This is a genomic window from Binatus sp. (SeqCode), assembly GCF_035272065.1.
Lineage (GTDB): Bacteria > Desulfobacterota > Binatia > Binatales > Binataceae > Binatus.
The window spans coordinates 68,829-84,224 of sequence record NZ_DATEQZ010000052.1 but is presented as its reverse complement, the minus strand read 5'-3'; the positions used below and the strand labels follow the sequence as shown (position 1 = coordinate 84,224).

Genomic DNA, 15,396 nt, shown 5'->3' with positions numbered 1-15,396 from the left:
AAACCCACCGTGGGATTCACGCTTCCTTGGGCAGGGGTGACCCCTGCACCCAGTGTTAAGACGAAGATGCGGGACGTCGTCCTTGTTAGAACTTTTTCGTTCGGAAGCGTTGATTTCTGGCGATAGTGGCAGGCGCGCGACGTCACAGTTTCGCCTGTTTTCCGGTAAACACCGCGTAGCTATTGCGATATAAAGCGAAAATGTTTCACGTGAAACGGTACTTTTGTTCAGGAGAACGAAACGCGAATCGCTGGGCGAGTGCGGTCGCGCTCAAATAACCGCCGACTCAGTACAGGACCGACGGCAGGTATGAGCCCGTTGGCTCGTTGTAGAGACCGATCGTCATCAGGGTCATTTGATGCACCAGGCGCAAGCCGTTTTGGAGACACCAGCGGAACAGCTCACTGTTGCGGGTCGGCAGCAGAAAGCCGCCGCCGCCGATCTCAGGCGCGGCCGAGATAAGCGCTTCGATGTCTTGATTGGTCTCGCCCACAGCGTGCCCAAAGAAGGCGAACTCGGTCGCGTAGCCGGTGATTCGTCCCAGATGCTCGACGACGTTGGCGGTGCCTTGATTGATCGCGTCGCGAAGCTCGCCGCCACGGTCATGGCCGTGCACGCGGCGACATAGTTGATTGCAGGTCTCGAGGTCCCGCTCGGCGGCGCGCCGCACTTCGTACCCCGGCAATTTCAACCTCGGCGGTGGCCCGAACATCTTGGATAACGTCTCGCGCGTGTCGAAACCGAGCTTGGTGTACAGGCAGAGCGATCGATTGTGGTAGGCCGACTGAACCAGCCGAATCCCGGCGAAGCCGCGCTGTGCCGATCGCTCCATCACGGCCTGCATCAGCTGGCGCCCGATGGTCTGATTCTGCAGCGCCGGATCGACCGAGATCGGACCAACGCCTGAGATCGGGTTTCGCTCATCGAGAAAGTTGCTGCCGACGACTCTGCCATCAATCTCCGCGACCACGGAATAGAAGCCCGGGTTGGAAAGCATCATCGTGACCACGGTGGTCGCGATCTCGACCGACGGAAAGTCCCACGGAAAATTATGCTCACTGGAAATCGACTTGAAGGCCTCGAAGTCGATCAGGCCGCACGCGGCCGCATCTTCTCGCGTACCGGGTCGAATTTTTGGGTTCATTGAGAGATAGCTTCTATGAGCCGTCGAGGAAACTCGCGGGTCAGTTGTTAGTGCACGTTGTCTCTTGGGACGAAGCCTTGCAGGCCTTTGAAGGCGCCGTCGAGGACTTCGACCTGCGAGCCGTTGTCGTCGCTGTTGATGATTCGAACCGGAGTGTTGTTGTCGACCTGCTTGGCGGCGAGTCCTGTGCCGAGGCCTCCGATCATGCCGCCGACGCCACCCTGTTTTTTCAAATCGGCGAGTTTCATGAAGGTGTTCTCGTCGGGATAGACCGAGACGGTGCTGTCGCCGTTGTGCGCGACCAGCTTATGGCCGCATCCCAGGAGCCCCAGCGAAGCTCCGATCACAATTGCGCAGATGACGAGGGTCGAAATTCGCATCGAGAGTTCTCCTCTACCGCGGGCGCCACGGAGCCGGCCGCTTCATCTGATCGCGTCTTGTAGCACGAGCTTCGGGAAAACGGCCATACGTCGCATGGGCGAGATTGCGAAAATGCCGGCAAATCTTGAAAATTGCGAGGGATTCGGGGCCATGATAGGGTTTACGATTCGTGCTCGGCGGGTGTGAGCGCCCGGAGCAAATCGTAATGCGAATCGGCCTGATCTCTGACACTCATATTCCCGAAGCCTGCGAGCATCTCCCGGAGAGGGTCTTCGAGGTGTTCGCGGGGATCGACCTCGTGATGCATGCGGGCGACGTTTACGTGAATCGCGTGCTCGACGAGCTGTCGGCGATCGCACCGGTAATCGCGGCGCTTGGCAATGGCGATGAAGGATTGGATGGGCATCGGCATCGCCTAGACGCCGATGAGCGGGTGCGCGAGGCGCATCTGGTCGAGATCGCGGGCGTGCGAATCGGGCTGGTGCATGCGATACCGACGCCGGACGAGACGTCGGAGGAAGTGTTCGCACGTGCGATGAATACGCAATTCGGCGGGCCGGTGGACGTTGTCGTGCAGGGCCACAGCCACGTCGAAGGAGTGACGCGGTTCGGCGCGACGCTGGTGGTCAATCCGGGCAGCGCCACACTGCCGCGCAATCTGATTGGAGTGCCAGGAACGGTCGCGATACTGGAAATCGGAAACGGCGGCGAAGTCTCCGCCGAAATAATCAGCCTGGCCTAGGCCGGCTGCCACGAACGATTCAGGAGGAATTGTTGTCCGCGGAAAACGCAGTGCCCGTCACCGAACGCGCGGTCACGATGGAAAAACTGGTCAACCTGTGCAAGCGCCGCGGAATTGTTTTCCCGACGAGCGACATTTACGGGGGACTCGGCTCCACGTTCGACTACGGGCCGCTTGGCGTCGAGCTCAAGCGCAACGTCAAGGAAGCGTGGTGGCGTGAGATGGTCCAGCATCGCAGCGACGTGCTGGGGCTGGACTCGGCGATTTTTCAGCATCCGCGAACGTGGGAAGCGTCCGGGCATCTGAAGAACTTCACCGACCCGCTGGTCGATTGCAAAGAATGCAAGCAGCGGTTTCGCGCCGATAAAATTCAGGGCGACAAATGTCCCGAATGCGGCGGCGAACTGACGCCCGCGCGCCAGTTCAATTTGATGTTCAAGACGTTCATGGGACCGGTCGAGGACACGGCGGCGCTCGTTTATCTGCGGCCGGAAACGGCGCAGGGAATTTTTACGAACTTCGAGAACATCGTAGATACCCAGCGGGTCAAGCTGCCGTTCGGCGTCGCGCAGCAGGGCAAATCGTTCCGCAACGAAATAACCACGGAGAATTTCATCTTTCGCACGCGCGAGTTCGAGCAGATGGAGATGGAGTTTTTTGTTCGCCCGGATACCGCAGAGGAAGAGAAGTGGTATCGCCACTGGGTCGATTTTCGATTCAACTGGCACGTCAAGTTCGGAATCAAGCGCGAGCATCTGCGCGCCCGCGAGCACGCGAGCGAGGAACTGTCGCATTATTCGAGCGGCACCACCGACATCGAATTCCTATATCCGTTCGGATGGGGCGAGTTGGAGGGCGTGGCCAAGCGCGGCAGCTTCGACCTGGATCAGCACGCGAAGTTCAGCGGCAAGGACCTGACGTACTTCGACGAAGACACCAAGACGCGCTTTCGGCCGTGGGTGATCGAGCCGGCGCTCGGCGTCGACCGCGCGATGCTCGCGTTCATGCTCGACGCTTACGACGAGGACGTGGTCGATAACGAGGAGCGAATCGTGCTGCGGCTCGATCCGCGGCTGGCGCCGATCAAGGTCGCGGTCTATCCGCTGCTGCGCAAGGCGGGTCAGCCTGAGAAGGCGATCGCGATACGCGACGCGTTGAAGCGTCATTTCACGGTCGCCTACGATCAAGCAGGCTCGATTGGGCGCCGCTATCGGCGTCAAGATGAAGTCGGCACGCCTTACGGCGTGACGATCGATCATCAGACGATGGAAGACGACACAGTCACGCTGCGCGATCGCGACACGATGACGCAGGAGCGCTTGCCGATTGCGAGGCTGGTCGAGGAAATCGGCAATCGAATAGGCTGGACGCGCTAGAAATTTAAAATTGTCTCCGCGCTACGCGGAGATGGGAGAAACGATGGGTCGCATTCATCCTGAGATCTACTTTTTCGGTGCGGGCGTGGCGGAAGGACGCTCCGAGATGCGCAACCTGCTGGGCGGCAAGGGCGCGAACCTGTCCGAGATGGCGCGGCTCAAGCTGCCGGTGCCGCCCGGGTTCACGATCTCGACGCAGGTCTGCGACTACTTTTACGATCACGGCCACAAATATCCGAAGGGGCTGACCGAGGGTGTGGCGAAGAGCGTAGCGCACGTCGAAAGGGCGCTCGGGCGCAAGTTCGGCGACGCGAAGAATCCGCTGCTGGTGTCGGTGCGTTCGGGCGCGCGGGTCTCGATGCCGGGAATGATGGACACCGTGCTGAACCTCGGTCTCACCGATGAAACGGTGAGGGGGCTGGAGGAAATCAGCGGCAACGCGCGGTTTGCGTGGGACTCGTACCGGCGGTTCTGCCAGATGTTCGGCGACGTCGTGCTCAAGCTGAAGCCGGAGAACAAGAACGATCCCGATCCGTTCGAGGAAATTATCGATCGCAAGAAAGTGGCGCGCGGGGTCAAGAACGACACCGAGCTGAAGGTCGATGATTTGCGGGAGTTGGTGGGCGAGTTCCGCGCGCTGATTCGCGCGCGCGTCGGGCGAGACATCCCGCAGGATCCGCGCGAGCAACTGTGGATGGCAATCGGCGCGGTGTTCGACTCGTGGCATAACGATCGCGCGATCACGTACCGGCGCATCAACAATATCCCGGGCGATTGGGGCACTGCGGTCACGGTGCAATCGATGGTGTTCGGCAATCTCGGCGACGATTGCGCAACGGGCGTTGCGTTCACGCGCGATCCCGGCACGGGCGAAAAGGGAATCTACGGTGAGTTTCTGCCGAATGCGCAGGGCGAGGACGTCGTCGCGGGAATCCGCACCGGGCGGCAGATCAGCCTCAAAGCGGGGCGCGAATGGGCCAAGCGCGCGGGAATAGGCGAGGCGGAGCGCGTCGCGCAGTACTCGACGCTCGAGGAAAGCTTTCCGGACGTCTACAAGCAGTTTCTGGAAATTTCGGCGCAGCTCGAAAAGCATTTTCGCGATACGCAGGACATGGAATTTACGATCGAGCGCAACCGGCTGTACATGCTGCAGACGCGCACCGGCAAGCGCACGGCGCAGGCCGCGGTGCGAATCGCGGTGGACATGGCCGACGAGAAGCTGATCGATCGCAAGACGGCGCTGAAGCGCGTCGAGCCCGAACAGCTCGAGCAGTTTCTGCATCCACGCCTCGATCCGTCGAGCAAAAGGCACGTCATTGCGCGCGGACTGCCGGCGTCGCCGGGTGCGGTCAACGGCGAAGTGGTGTTCTCGGCGGATGAAGCGGTCGTGGTCGCGGAAGCGGGCCGCAAAGTGATCCTGGTGCGGCTCGAGACCTCGCCGGAAGACATCCACGGGATGCAGGTCGCAGAAGGAATCCTCACTGCCCGCGGCGGCATGACCAGTCACGCGGCGGTGGTCGCGCGCGGGATGGGCAAGTCGTGCGTGGCGGGAGTGTCGGCGCTGGAAATCGATTACGGCGCGGGCACCTTATCAGCCAACGGCGCGGTCGTGCGTCGCGGCGAGTACATCACGCTCGACGGATCGGCGGGCGAGGTGATCGCGGGGCGGGTGCCGACGGTCGAGCCCGAGATGCCGTCGTACTTCAAAAAATTTCTGTCGTGGGCGGACGCGGTGCGCAAATTGGGAGTGCGGGCCAACGCCGACACTCCCGACGACGCGAAGATCGCGCGCGATTTTGGCGCCGAAGGAATCGGGCTGTGCCGCACGGAGCACATGTTTTTCGATCCCGAGCGAATCTCGGCCGTGCGCGAAATGATCATGGCGGAGAACGCCACGCAGCGCGGGCGCGCGCTGGCGAAAATCCTGCCGATGCAGCGCGAGGACTTCGTCGGAATCCTGAAAGCGATGGCAGGGCTGCCAGTAACGATCCGTCTGCTCGATCCGCCGTTGCATGAATTTATTCCGCATGCGGACACCGAGCTGCGTGAGCTGGCGGCGAAAATCGGCACCACGCTCGAGCATTTGAAGCAGGTGCGCGAGAGTTTGTTCGAGGTGAACCCGATGCTGGGGCATCGCGGCTCGCGGCTGGGAATCAGCTTCCCCGAGATTTACCAGGCGCAGGCGCGCGCGATCATCGAGGCGGCGTGCGAGCTGCGCAAGCAAGGCGTCAAGGCGATGCCGGAAATCATGCTGCCGCTGATCGGCGAGCGGCGCGAATTCGATATCCTGGCGGCGCAGATTCGCGAGGTGGCGGACGCGGTGTTCAAGGAACGCGGCATCAAGGTGGCGTACACGATCGGCACGATGATCGAAGTGCCACGCGCTTGCGTGACGGCGGATCAGATTGGCGCGGTCGCGGAATTCTTTTCATTCGGGACCAACGATCTGACGCAGATGACGTACGGAATCTCGCGCGATGACTCGGGGAAATTCCTGGCCGACTACATTAGCACCGGAGTTTACAAGAAGGACCCGTTCGCGGAGCTCGACCCGGTTGGAGTCGGCGAGTTGATGCGAATCGCGATCGAGCGCGGGCGCAAGTCGAACAGGAAATTGAAGATCGGGATTTGCGGCGAGCATGGCGGCGACCCGGCGAGCGTCAAGCTGTGTCATCGCCTTGGGCTGGACTATGTGTCGTGCTCGCCGTACCGGATTCCGGTCGCGCGGCTGGCTGCATCGCAGGCGGCGATCGAGGCCTCGCAGAAGAAGGCCGCCTTCAAGGACGTGTAATCATAAGAACCCGCTCGATTGCCAGGTAGATGGGACGGTCGATAACCGACCATCCGAGGCCCGCGTAAAGCCTTTCGCGCCAGGGTCCAGTCGTGAACAGGTAGAGTTGGAGAACCCCTATCGACCTGGCTTCCTCCATGACGCGGCGTACCAACGCGGCGGCGATTCCGCGGCGGCGAAATTCCGGCGCGACGAAGACATCCGTCATCCAGGGCGTCAAATCGCGCCGCGTCTCCATGTCGTACTCAGCGAGGGTCGCGGAGCCGCGAAGCTCACCGTTCTCGACGGCAACGAGCACCGAAGGAATTCGTCGCCGGTTGGACGCGGCTCTCAGAGACTCGAGCCGTCGCGCCACGGAGTCGTTCGCGTGCAGGCGATTCCATTCCTGGTAGTGCCATTCGGCGAGCGTCGGTGCGAACTCGGGATAGTCCGCGAGATATGCGATTTCCATGATTTCGTCGTCGTACTTCTAGTCGGTGTACTTCTTTTCGAGGGCCTGATACTCCGCGACGCCCATCGTTCGCACGAAATCTTCGAACACGTTCGAGCCGGTGCCGATGCTTAGTTTGCCGGTGCGCTTCAGTTCGGTCATCGCGGCGCGCATCGTGTCGAACGCCGCCAGCATCGTGCCGATGTGGATGGTGATTTTGAAGGGGTACTTTTTCAGTTCGTCGATTGGCAACAGGTCGCCGTTGTAGATCAGCGGCAGTTCGCCGAGCTTTTCGGCGTAGCGCTTGAGGTCGTCAAGGGTTTTGATTCCATCGACGAAGAGCAGGTCCGCGCCTGCATCGCGATAGGCGCGCGCGCGACGCACGACATCGTCCCATCCGTTGGGCTGGAGCGCGTCGGTGCGGGCGATGATGACGAGATTGCGATCGCGGCGCGCGTCGCAGGCGGCGCGCACCTTCGGCACCATCGCTTCCATCGCGATGACCTGCTTGCCCGCGAGGAAACCGCATCGCTTGGGAAACACCTGGTCTTCAATGTGCAGGGCTGACGCGCCGGCGTCTTCGTACTCGCGCACCGTGCGCCATACGTTGAGCGGATTGCCATAGCCGGTGTCGGCGTCGCAGATGACTGGAACATTCACGGAGCGCGAGATTGCGCGTGCGTTGGCGACCATCTCGGACATCGTGAGCAGGCCGAGGTCGGGATATCCGCGCGCGGCGGCGGTGCCGAATCCGGTCATGTAAACGGCGTCGAAGCCGGCGGCGGCGGCGAGCTTTGCCTGGATGCAGTCGAAGACGAATGGCGCGACGATCATTTCGGGGCCGGCGAGCAAATCGCGCAGCCGCGATCTTTGTTCATTCATCGGGAGACGCTCCGTGAATTCAGGCGAAGTAGTCTTCGGCGCGGATGGCGGGGATGTCGAGCTGGTAAACGCGATTGTTGCGCAGGACCTTGAGATTGACGTTCTCGCCGGGGCGATGATTGCGGAGCGCCTCGTAGAGCACGCGGCGGTCGTTCACGTCGGTGTCGTCGATCGAAATCACCAGGTCTCCCTGCTGCAGGCCGGCCTTTTCTCCGGGACCGCCGGGCATGACGCCCGCGATCACCACGTGCTCGCGCAGCGTGTACGAGAGTACCCCGAGCCATGCGCGCGGCGCGGCGGTGGTGCGGCGGCCATGCTTGATTAGCTCGTCGCGGAGGGCGAGGAAGCTCTCGCCCGGCACGCCGAGAATCGCGCGGCTCAAGTCGGCGAAGTTCAAGTACGAGATGCCAATCACCTGCGCCTGGAGGTTGCAGATCGGTCCGCCGCTCAGCCCGATGTTCAGCGACGAGGCGGTGACGCAGACGCATTTGTCGAGCACGAATTCCCAGACCGCGTCGTAGGGACCAAGATACGTGATGATGCCGCAATCGGCGCATCGCTTCTCGCCGCCGAGGCTCGAGACGGTGAACGCCTCCTGGCCGACGACGCATTTTTCCGACGACACGACTTCGACGCAGGGGATTTTGCCGCGATCGATCTTCAGCAGGCCGATGCCGGTGCTGTAATCCTTGCCGACGATCTTCGCCTCGAGCTGCTCGCCGCCGGGCATCGTGACGATCACGTTTTGCGCGCCGAGTAGCAGGTAGTGAACCGTGAGGATGAGGCCGTCGGGGCTGACGACAGTGCCGGTGCCGCGGCGATCGGTGCCGAGGCCAATCGCGGTCGAGACGTGAGTCGAGGGGATGTGCGAATGAACGCCGACGGTGGCGCGCAGAACTTTTTCGAGCAGGAATGGAGGTGCGTTCACGACGGATGTCCCGCGAATTAGGCTAGGACCGCGCACTCGGGGTTTCAAGCGCGATCGTCAGCGGAAAAAAAGAGGCGGTCCCTCGCGAGACCGCCTCGAAAAGAAGATCGAGTGGTGTTACTTCGCGCTCTTCACCGGCGCGACGGGCATCGCGGTTTCATTCGCGCGAATCGAAAGCGTTTGCAGCGCCTCGCCGAGATCGAGCTCGCTGTACTTCTGATTCGAGTACAACTCGTCGAGCCGCTTGACCGCCTGGTTCGCACTCACGTCGCTCATCGAGAGCTGTCCCGAGAGCTGGTGAATGATGCGGCGAGCGCCCTTCCAATGAAACAGGTCGGCGGCGGAATTGAGGACGTCGAGTTTGCCGACGCTGACCCGCATCGCGTCGGAATAGCCGTTGACGTAGCCGTCTTTGGCGGCGCCGTTGAGACGGTTCCAGAAACTGCCGTTGTGGCTCACGTTGGGCGACGCAAACGCAACAGCCCAACTCGCAACAAAACCCAGCATTACGCCGGCTGCGAATTTCTTCATTTCGCGATGGTTCTCCCCCGAGCCGATGGCAACCTGTTTAGCAAAATTACGTATCTAGCGCAAAATCGTTACATTCCCGAATTGGGGTGAATAGGATGGCAATGATTAAGTAATATCGCTGTAACCTGCCGAAAGCCCAGTTCGCCCGACCCGCCGGCCGCCACCGAGGCATCCCCGCCACCCACAACAGGCAGGAAGTCTAGAACAATTCAAGAGCAAGGTAAATATGGACATTTTTCAATCCAAAGGGGGCTGACGCAGGATTGAATGAGCGCGCGCGGCGGTGCCATGATCATCCCTGGCGGGGCTGTGGCGCGAAGCCGATGTCCATCTACGAGCAGGTCCTCACGTTTATCCACAGGCCCAAGCCTGAATCGTTCCAGCGGCTCGCGCTGGCCGTTTTTCGTCATCAATTTGAAACAGTTGCTGCGTACCGGAGCTACTGCGAGGAGTGTGGCATCGAGCCTGGCGCGGTCGGCAGCGTTGACGAGGTCCCGGCAGTGAGCAATGTCGCTTTCAAGTACGCCGAGCTTGCGAGCGACGGCGCCGCGCTAGCGCCCGATGCGGCAGTGTTTCTCACCAGCGGGACTACGCAGGGGTGGGTGCGCCGCGGACGTCATATCGTGGTGCGGTCAGAGATTTATCGCGCGTCGGCGATCGCACATCTGCGCACGATGCTGTTCCCCGACGCTCGGCGAATGGCGATTCTCGCGATGCATCCGACGGCGGACGTGATGCCCGAGTCGTCGCTGGCGGCGATGGTGACCTGGTGTATCGAGGAGTTCGGCACGCGCACGCATCTGGCGGCGGCATCGCGCGACCGGGTCGATGTCGAGGCGGCGGGCGCGTTTCTTGCCGGATGCGAGGCGCGTCGCGAACCGGTTTGCATCCTGGGAACAACGGCCGCGTTTGCGGCGCTGTTTTCGGGGCTTCGCAGTCGCGGCGCGAAACTTCGGCTCGCGCCGGGTTCGCGCATGATGGACACCGGCGGCGCGAAGGGGCAGGCGGTGCCGATGCAAGCATCGGAGGTGATCGCGCGGGCGGGCGAGTTGCTCGGGATCGCGCGCGCGATGGTCATCAACGAATACGGGATGACGGAATTGTGCTCGCAGCTTTACGACGCGACATCGTTCAACTGCCCCGGCGTATCTGATTCGAAAGAGCGCTTCAAAATTCCGCCGCCGTGGCTGCGCGTGACAGCGCGGGATCCGGTCACGTTGCGGCCGATGCCTGACGGGGAAATCGGGCTGCTGACTTTTTTCGATCTCGCCAACGTCGGCTCGGTGTCCGCCGTCATGACGGAAGACCTGGGCTCGGTCGAGCGGGGCAGGGTTCGCGTGATTGGCAGAGCGGCAGGGGGAGAAGCTCGCGGCTGCGCGCTGGCGATAGGGCAATTCTTGGCGACTGAGGCATCGGAGGCTTCGCGATGAGCGCGACGCCAGCGTCCAGCGCGATGCGTATGCGACGAGCAGAAAATCCCGCGCCGAGCGCGGAGCGGATGGCTAAGGCACTGGCGCGCGCATTCTCACTCTGGCGCGACCGCAATTACGCGCGCCGACGCGATGCGATCGCCGCAATCGCGCACTCGGCGGAGTACTCCGTCGAGTTGATCGAAAATTCGATCGACGCACTGCTGAAACCCTTCACCAGCGATGCGTTGAAGGCGATGGCCGAGCGGATTTCAACGAGTCACGCGATCGACAGGCCGAAGACGGTTGGATTCATCGCTGCGGGCAACGTTGCGGGCGCCGGAATCCACGAGGTTGCGATCGCGCTGATGGCGGGCGCACGCGTGCTGATCAAAACCGCGTCGGCCGAGCCGATATTATTCGCGGAATTTGCTCGCACGCTCGCCGAGATCGATCCGGATGCCGGCGCGCGTATCGAGGTCCTTCACTGGAGCCGCGCGCGCACCGATTTGACCGCGGCGTTGATTGCGAATTGCGATCGAGTGGTGGCGTACGGCGACGACGCGACGATCGAGTCGCTCAATCGGCGCAACGTGATTGGATTCGGCAGCCGGGTGAGTGCCGCGCTGGTCGCGCCGGGCGCTATTGGTCCGTCGCGAATCGACAAGATTGCAGAGTTGCTTGCACGCGATGTCGCATTGTTCGAGCAACTCGGCTGCCTGTCGCTGCATCAGGTGTTCGTGGTGAGTCCTGATGGCCGGGCGGCGCGTGAGCTGGCGATCCGAATGTCAGCGGCGCTCGAACGTCTCGCGGTATCGATGCCGCCGGCACGGATCCCGTTGCGCGACGCCGCGGAAATACGCGCAGTGCGGGAGCGCGCCCGCTGGCGCGCGATTGCGGGCGAATCGGTCGAGTTGTTCGAGGGTCGCGGACTTGAATGGACTGTGATTTTCGAGTCGAAGGCCGATTCATTTAAAGTCTCGCCCGGATTCAGAACTGTGCACGTGACCGGAGTGCGCGATCTCGCGGAGTTTCACTCTTGCGTTGCGGGCGTATCGAGACAGATTGAAGCGATGGCGGTCGTAGGCGACGATTGTGAAATCGAAGCACGGGCGATTGGGATACCGTACGTGTGCGCGCCCGGTGAGATGCAATCGCCGCCGCTTGATTGGCGCCACGGCGGCGGTGAGTTCCTCGACATGGTGGCTGGAGCGCGATGAGCGAACTTGGCGAATTCTTCCACCGGAGCCTGGCGCAGACTTCCGAGGCACCGATCGGGCTAGAGATATCGCGCGCTGAGGGTTCGTGGCTGGTCGCGTCGGACGGCCGGCGCTATCTCGATTTTATCGCGGGGATTGGAGTGTCAGCGCTGGGCCATGGAAATCCCGAGGTGCTCGACGCGATTGCGGCGCAGGCGCGACGCCATCTGCACGTGATGGTGTACGGCGAGTATGTGATCGAGAGCCAGGCGATGCTGGCGCGGCGGCTGGTCGAGCTCCTCCCGCGTCCTCTCGAGCGAGTGTACTTCACCAACAGCGGGGCGGAAGCGATCGAATGCGCGCTGAAGGTCGCGCGCAAGTTTACCGACCGCGCGGGATTCGTCGCGTTCGAGGGCGCGTATCACGGTGACACGATGGGCGCGCTCGCACTGTGCGGAAATCGTGCGATGCGCGAGCCGTTTGGCGCGCTGCCCGGGCCGGTGCGGCATCTGCCGTTCGATGACGTTGGCGCGCTCGAGAAAATCGATTCGACGATCGCGGCGGTGGTTGTCGAGCCGGTGCAGGCTGAGGGCGGTGTGCGCATCCCCGAGACGGGATTCATTCGCGCGCTGCGTGAACGATGCGATCGCGCGGGCGCTATGCTCATATTCGACGAGGTACTGACCGGCTTCGGACGCACCGGCACGATGTTCGCGCTGGAGCACTTTGGCGTTGTGCCTGACATCCTCGTAATGGCCAAGGCCCTTGGTGGCGGTCTGCCGCTGGGAGCGTTGTGCAGCCGCGACGAGTTACTTGGCACGCTCTCGCACGATCCGCCACTCGGACACATCACGACCTTCGGCGGGCATCCGCTTTCGTGCGCGGCCGGTCTGGCCGCGGTGAACGTCATCGTGCGCGAGCGCTTGTACGAGCGTGCCGCGACGATTGGCAAGGAGATCGTGCGACGCCTGCTGGCGATGCGCGCGCCGGAAATCATGGCGGTCCGTGGGCTCGGCATGTTGGTGGGTATCGAGTTTCGCGATGCGGCGCTCACGCGCCGCTTTGTGGCGGCGACCTTGGCTCGCGGGGTGATCGTGAACTGGACGCTCAACGCGGACAATGTCGTGCGGCTCGCGCCGGTGCTGACGATCACGCCGGACGAGGTCGATTTTGCGCTGAGCGCGATGAACAAGGCGCTTGATGAAATCCGCCGCTGAAGTCACGATTAGAGGTTCGGGAATCGGCGCAGGAGTAAAACTGGGGGAGCCTGATTGACGGAGGGCGGCAAATACAACGGCTCATCCGGGCTGACACATTCGGGGCTCGGCCGCGCCACTTCGAAGTTCAGCTGGACCGAGGATGACGAGGAGTCGCTGCGAGTCCTGAAGCTTGGCGGCGCGTTCGGAATCTTCATGCTGCTGGCGTACCTTGCGTACGATCAGCAGGTGCTGGGACCGGATGCGCCGGGCGCCGGCTTGCACTGGCTGATCCTGGCCGCGACCTGTCTGCTGTTCGGTCTCTCGTGGACCCGCTCATTCAAGCGCCGTTGGAAATTCTGGATCCTGCTGTACAACGCGTTTCTGATCGCGACGTTCATACTGATCAGCCGCGCGACGAGAGATCCCGAGTCGCGCTTTATCGCGATCATGTTGTGTCCACTGGCGACCGCTGCGTTCGTGAGCTGGGGCACGCGCTGGCAGTTTGCGATGGCTCTCACGGCGGTAATCGGCTACGCGGCGGGCGAACATTTCGTGCCGATCGAAACGCCATTCGGAGCGTACCGATGGATGGGGCTCGTCGCGGCGGTGATCTTCGCTCAATACACGTCGATCTTCATCGAGCGATACCGCCGGCGACTCAAGAAACAAGTCGAGGATCTCGAGGAAGCCGCGCGATTTCGGCAGACGCAGATCGCGACGATGGCGCATGACATCCGCAGCCCGGTGGCGGCGCTGAGCGGTTACGTTAACCTGCTCGAGGAAGCGGACATCAGCGCAAAGGAGCGGACGGACCTGCTGGGACGAATCGGTTCGACTGCGTGGAACATGGATCTGGTGGTGAGCAACGTGCTGGATTACTACGAGGCGCAGGATGAGGCCATCGTCACAGCGCCGGTCGAACTGGACCCGAACCAGGTGCTCGGCGACGTGGCGGAGGATTGCGCTCTGCAGGCGCAGCGTCGGCGCCTGAATCTGCGCGTCGAGATCGCGCGGCTGCCGGCGTGCAAGCTCGACGGACGGCATTTCGAGAAAATCGTGAGAAACATGCTTGCATACGCGATCGGAAGGACGGCGGCCGGCGAAATCACGTTGCGCGCGGGCGTGCGAAACGAAATGCTCGCGGTCGAGGTGACCGATAGCGGCCCGATGCTCTCGCAGGAGCAACTGGAAGCGCTGTTCCAGCGTCCAAACAGAAACGGCGATCGCGGCGCTGCGCGCGGACTCGGACTGTATATCGCACGCGCGATGGCGGAAGCGGCGGGAGGGCGGACCGAGGCGCGGTTCGCGGACGGCCGGCGCGGACTGACTCTGGTCGCGGAATTCCCGCTGGAAGCGCAGGCAACGAAAGCGCGCACGCCGTGAGCAAACTTCCCGACGCGTCCGGCAAACTCCCCAGCGAATTCGAACTGATTGCGCGACTGAGCAAGGGGATCCGCCTCAGCCGCCGCACGATTCTTGGAATCGGCGACGATTGCGCGATCGTCTCGCGGCCGCGCGGGGATACGCTGTTTACGATCGACAGCATGGTCGAGAACGTTCACTTCGATCCGCGATGGGGAACTCCAGAGCAGCTTGGCGCGCGCGCGCTCGAGGTCAACTTGAGTGACATCGCGGCGATGGGCGGGCGGCCGACGGCCTGCGTGGTGAACCTGGCCGTGCGCGACGGAATTTCGGCGCGGACTCTAGACGGAATTTACGCCGGGCTGCGCAATGCGGCGCGCGAAGCCTCCACGGATATCGTGGGCGGCAATATTACGCGCGCGCGCGAGCTGTCGATCACGATTGCGCTGCTTGGCGAGATCCGGCGTGGCGTGATGCGACGAGACGCGGCGCGTCCCGGCGACCAAATCTTCGTTACCGGCACGCTCGGCGATGCGGCGCTCGGCTGGCGCATCCTGGCGGGCAAGCTGAAGCCGCGGGGCGATGCGAGAAGAGATCGCGGCGCAAGAAAATATCTCGTCGAGCGATTTCTGAGTCCGCAAGCGCGGCTCTTTGCAGGGGAACGACTGGCGGCGCTCCGGCCCGCGCCGGCTGCGATCGACGTTAGCGACGGGCTCATGCAGGACCTGGGTCACATCCTCGAACGAAGCGGCGTCGGCGCGGAAATCGAGGCGTCGCGAATCCCGGTCTCGCCGGCATACCGCGCGGTGATGGGCAACAGTCTCGTGCACGCGCTAACGGGCGGCGAGGATTACGAACTGATCTTCTGCGCGCGGCGCGGCCACAGCGAAGCCGAACTGTCGCGACGCCTGCGAGTCGCGGTGCGGCGAATTGGCACGATCGTTCGCGGCAAGCGCCTGAAGATGATTGGTGCCAGCACGCCGACTATCGGAGGATGGGATCAGCTGCGCTCGCGCGGCTAG

Annotated in this window: 14 protein-coding genes; 8 read left to right on the top strand and 6 right to left on the bottom strand. The window is 62.5% G+C overall.

Annotated features, from left to right (window positions below; all coding sequences use genetic code 11):
* Nucleotides 1–286: 286 nt before the first annotated feature.
* Together VJX68_RS10000 and VJX68_RS09995 are read right to left on the bottom strand one after the other, a co-directional pair.
* A complete protein-coding gene (locus VJX68_RS10000) occupies nucleotides 287–1,144 on the bottom strand; it encodes a GNAT family N-acetyltransferase (RefSeq protein ID WP_324095540.1) in 858 nt (285 codons plus the stop codon).
* Between the two features lie 47 nt (nucleotides 1,145–1,191).
* Nucleotides 1,192–1,524, bottom strand: a complete 333-nt coding sequence (locus VJX68_RS09995; protein ID WP_324095539.1) for a hypothetical protein — start codon at nucleotides 1,522–1,524, stop codon at nucleotides 1,192–1,194.
* 206 nt (nucleotides 1,525–1,730) lie between these two features.
* Here VJX68_RS09995 and VJX68_RS09990 point away from each other — a divergent pair, with 206 nt between their 5' ends.
* The 3 genes from VJX68_RS09990 to ppdK all read left to right on the top strand — a co-directional run bounded on the left by VJX68_RS09990 (nucleotide 1,731) and on the right by ppdK (nucleotide 6,434).
* Nucleotides 1,731–2,267 (top strand): metallophosphoesterase family protein, encoded by a 537-nt coding sequence (locus VJX68_RS09990; protein WP_324095538.1) that lies wholly within the window; start codon nucleotides 1,731–1,733, stop codon nucleotides 2,265–2,267.
* Nucleotides 2,268–2,344: 77 nt separating this feature from the next.
* Nucleotides 2,345–3,643 (top strand): glycine--tRNA ligase, encoded by a 1,299-nt coding sequence (locus VJX68_RS09985; protein WP_349255906.1) that lies wholly within the window; start codon nucleotides 2,345–2,347, stop codon nucleotides 3,641–3,643.
* 43 nt (nucleotides 3,644–3,686) lie between these two features.
* Nucleotides 3,687–6,434, top strand: a complete 2,748-nt coding sequence (gene ppdK, locus VJX68_RS09980; RefSeq protein ID WP_324095536.1) for a pyruvate, phosphate dikinase — start codon at nucleotides 3,687–3,689, stop codon at nucleotides 6,432–6,434.
* Here the strand turns inward: ppdK and VJX68_RS09975 are convergent.
* The 4 genes from VJX68_RS09975 to VJX68_RS09960 all read right to left on the bottom strand — a co-directional run bounded on the left by VJX68_RS09975 (nucleotide 6,421) and on the right by VJX68_RS09960 (nucleotide 9,205).
* Entirely contained in the window at nucleotides 6,421–6,885 is a 465-nt protein-coding gene (locus tag VJX68_RS09975; RefSeq protein ID WP_324095535.1) for a GNAT family N-acetyltransferase, read from the bottom strand. The genes ppdK and VJX68_RS09975 overlap by 14 nt on opposite strands.
* A gap of 18 nt (nucleotides 6,886–6,903) precedes the next feature.
* The gene (locus VJX68_RS09970) at nucleotides 6,904–7,746 is read right to left on the bottom strand and encodes an isocitrate lyase/PEP mutase family protein (protein ID WP_324095534.1); all 843 of its coding nucleotides are present in this window, start codon (nucleotides 7,744–7,746) and stop codon (nucleotides 6,904–6,906) included.
* Nucleotides 7,747–7,765: 19 nt separating this feature from the next.
* The gene (locus VJX68_RS09965; protein WP_324095533.1) at nucleotides 7,766–8,674 is read right to left on the bottom strand and encodes a S1C family serine protease; all 909 of its coding nucleotides are present in this window, start codon (nucleotides 8,672–8,674) and stop codon (nucleotides 7,766–7,768) included.
* Nucleotides 8,675–8,791: 117 nt separating this feature from the next.
* Nucleotides 8,792–9,205 carry a hypothetical protein gene (locus tag VJX68_RS09960; protein WP_324095532.1) on the bottom strand — a complete coding sequence of 138 codons (414 nt, stop codon included), beginning with the start codon at nucleotides 9,203–9,205 and terminating at the stop codon, nucleotides 8,792–8,794.
* A gap of 323 nt (nucleotides 9,206–9,528) precedes the next feature.
* Between VJX68_RS09960 and VJX68_RS09955 the strand changes: the two genes are divergently transcribed.
* The 5 genes from VJX68_RS09955 to thiL are packed head-to-tail and all read left to right on the top strand — an operon-like array spanning nucleotide 9,529 to nucleotide 15,396.
* A complete protein-coding gene (locus VJX68_RS09955) occupies nucleotides 9,529–10,635 on the top strand; it encodes a LuxE/PaaK family acyltransferase (RefSeq protein WP_324095531.1) in 1,107 nt (368 codons plus the stop codon).
* Nucleotides 10,632–11,834, top strand: a complete 1,203-nt coding sequence (locus tag VJX68_RS09950; RefSeq protein ID WP_324095530.1) for an acyl-CoA reductase — start codon at nucleotides 10,632–10,634, stop codon at nucleotides 11,832–11,834. Before VJX68_RS09955 ends, VJX68_RS09950 begins: the two co-directional genes overlap by 4 nt.
* A complete protein-coding gene (locus tag VJX68_RS09945; RefSeq protein ID WP_324095529.1) occupies nucleotides 11,831–13,030 on the top strand; it encodes an aspartate aminotransferase family protein in 1,200 nt (399 codons plus the stop codon). Before VJX68_RS09950 ends, VJX68_RS09945 begins: the two co-directional genes overlap by 4 nt.
* Before the next feature lie 54 nt (nucleotides 13,031–13,084).
* The gene (locus VJX68_RS09940) at nucleotides 13,085–14,395 is read left to right on the top strand and encodes a sensor histidine kinase (RefSeq protein WP_324095528.1); all 1,311 of its coding nucleotides are present in this window, start codon (nucleotides 13,085–13,087) and stop codon (nucleotides 14,393–14,395) included.
* A complete protein-coding gene (gene thiL / locus VJX68_RS09935; protein WP_324095527.1) occupies nucleotides 14,392–15,396 on the top strand; it encodes a thiamine-phosphate kinase in 1,005 nt (334 codons plus the stop codon). Before VJX68_RS09940 ends, thiL begins: the two co-directional genes overlap by 4 nt.

Excerpts from the sequence above, each read along its gene's own strand:
- VJX68_RS10000 (WP_324095540.1), bottom strand. The coding sequence starts at position 1,144 with ATGAACCCAAAAATTCGACCCGGTACGCGAGAAGATGCGGCCGCGTGC.
- VJX68_RS09995 (WP_324095539.1), bottom strand. The coding sequence starts at position 1,524 with ATGCGAATTTCGACCCTCGTCATCTGCGCAATTGTGATCGGAGCTTCG.
- VJX68_RS09990 (WP_324095538.1), top strand. The coding sequence starts at position 1,731 with ATGCGAATCGGCCTGATCTCTGACACTCATATTCCCGAAGCCTGCGAG.
- VJX68_RS09985 (WP_349255906.1), top strand. The coding sequence starts at position 2,345 with ATGGAAAAACTGGTCAACCTGTGCAAGCGCCGCGGAATTGTTTTCCCG.
- ppdK (WP_324095536.1), top strand. The coding sequence starts at position 3,687 with ATGGGTCGCATTCATCCTGAGATCTACTTTTTCGGTGCGGGCGTGGCG.
- VJX68_RS09975 (WP_324095535.1), bottom strand. The coding sequence starts at position 6,885 with ATGGAAATCGCATATCTCGCGGACTATCCCGAGTTCGCACCGACGCTC.
- VJX68_RS09970 (WP_324095534.1), bottom strand. The coding sequence starts at position 7,746 with ATGAATGAACAAAGATCGCGGCTGCGCGATTTGCTCGCCGGCCCCGAA.
- VJX68_RS09960 (WP_324095532.1), bottom strand. The coding sequence starts at position 9,205 with ATGAAGAAATTCGCAGCCGGCGTAATGCTGGGTTTTGTTGCGAGTTGG.
- VJX68_RS09955 (WP_324095531.1), top strand. The coding sequence starts at position 9,529 with ATGTCCATCTACGAGCAGGTCCTCACGTTTATCCACAGGCCCAAGCCT.
- VJX68_RS09950 (WP_324095530.1), top strand. The coding sequence starts at position 10,632 with ATGAGCGCGACGCCAGCGTCCAGCGCGATGCGTATGCGACGAGCAGAA.
- VJX68_RS09945 (WP_324095529.1), top strand. The coding sequence starts at position 11,831 with ATGAGCGAACTTGGCGAATTCTTCCACCGGAGCCTGGCGCAGACTTCC.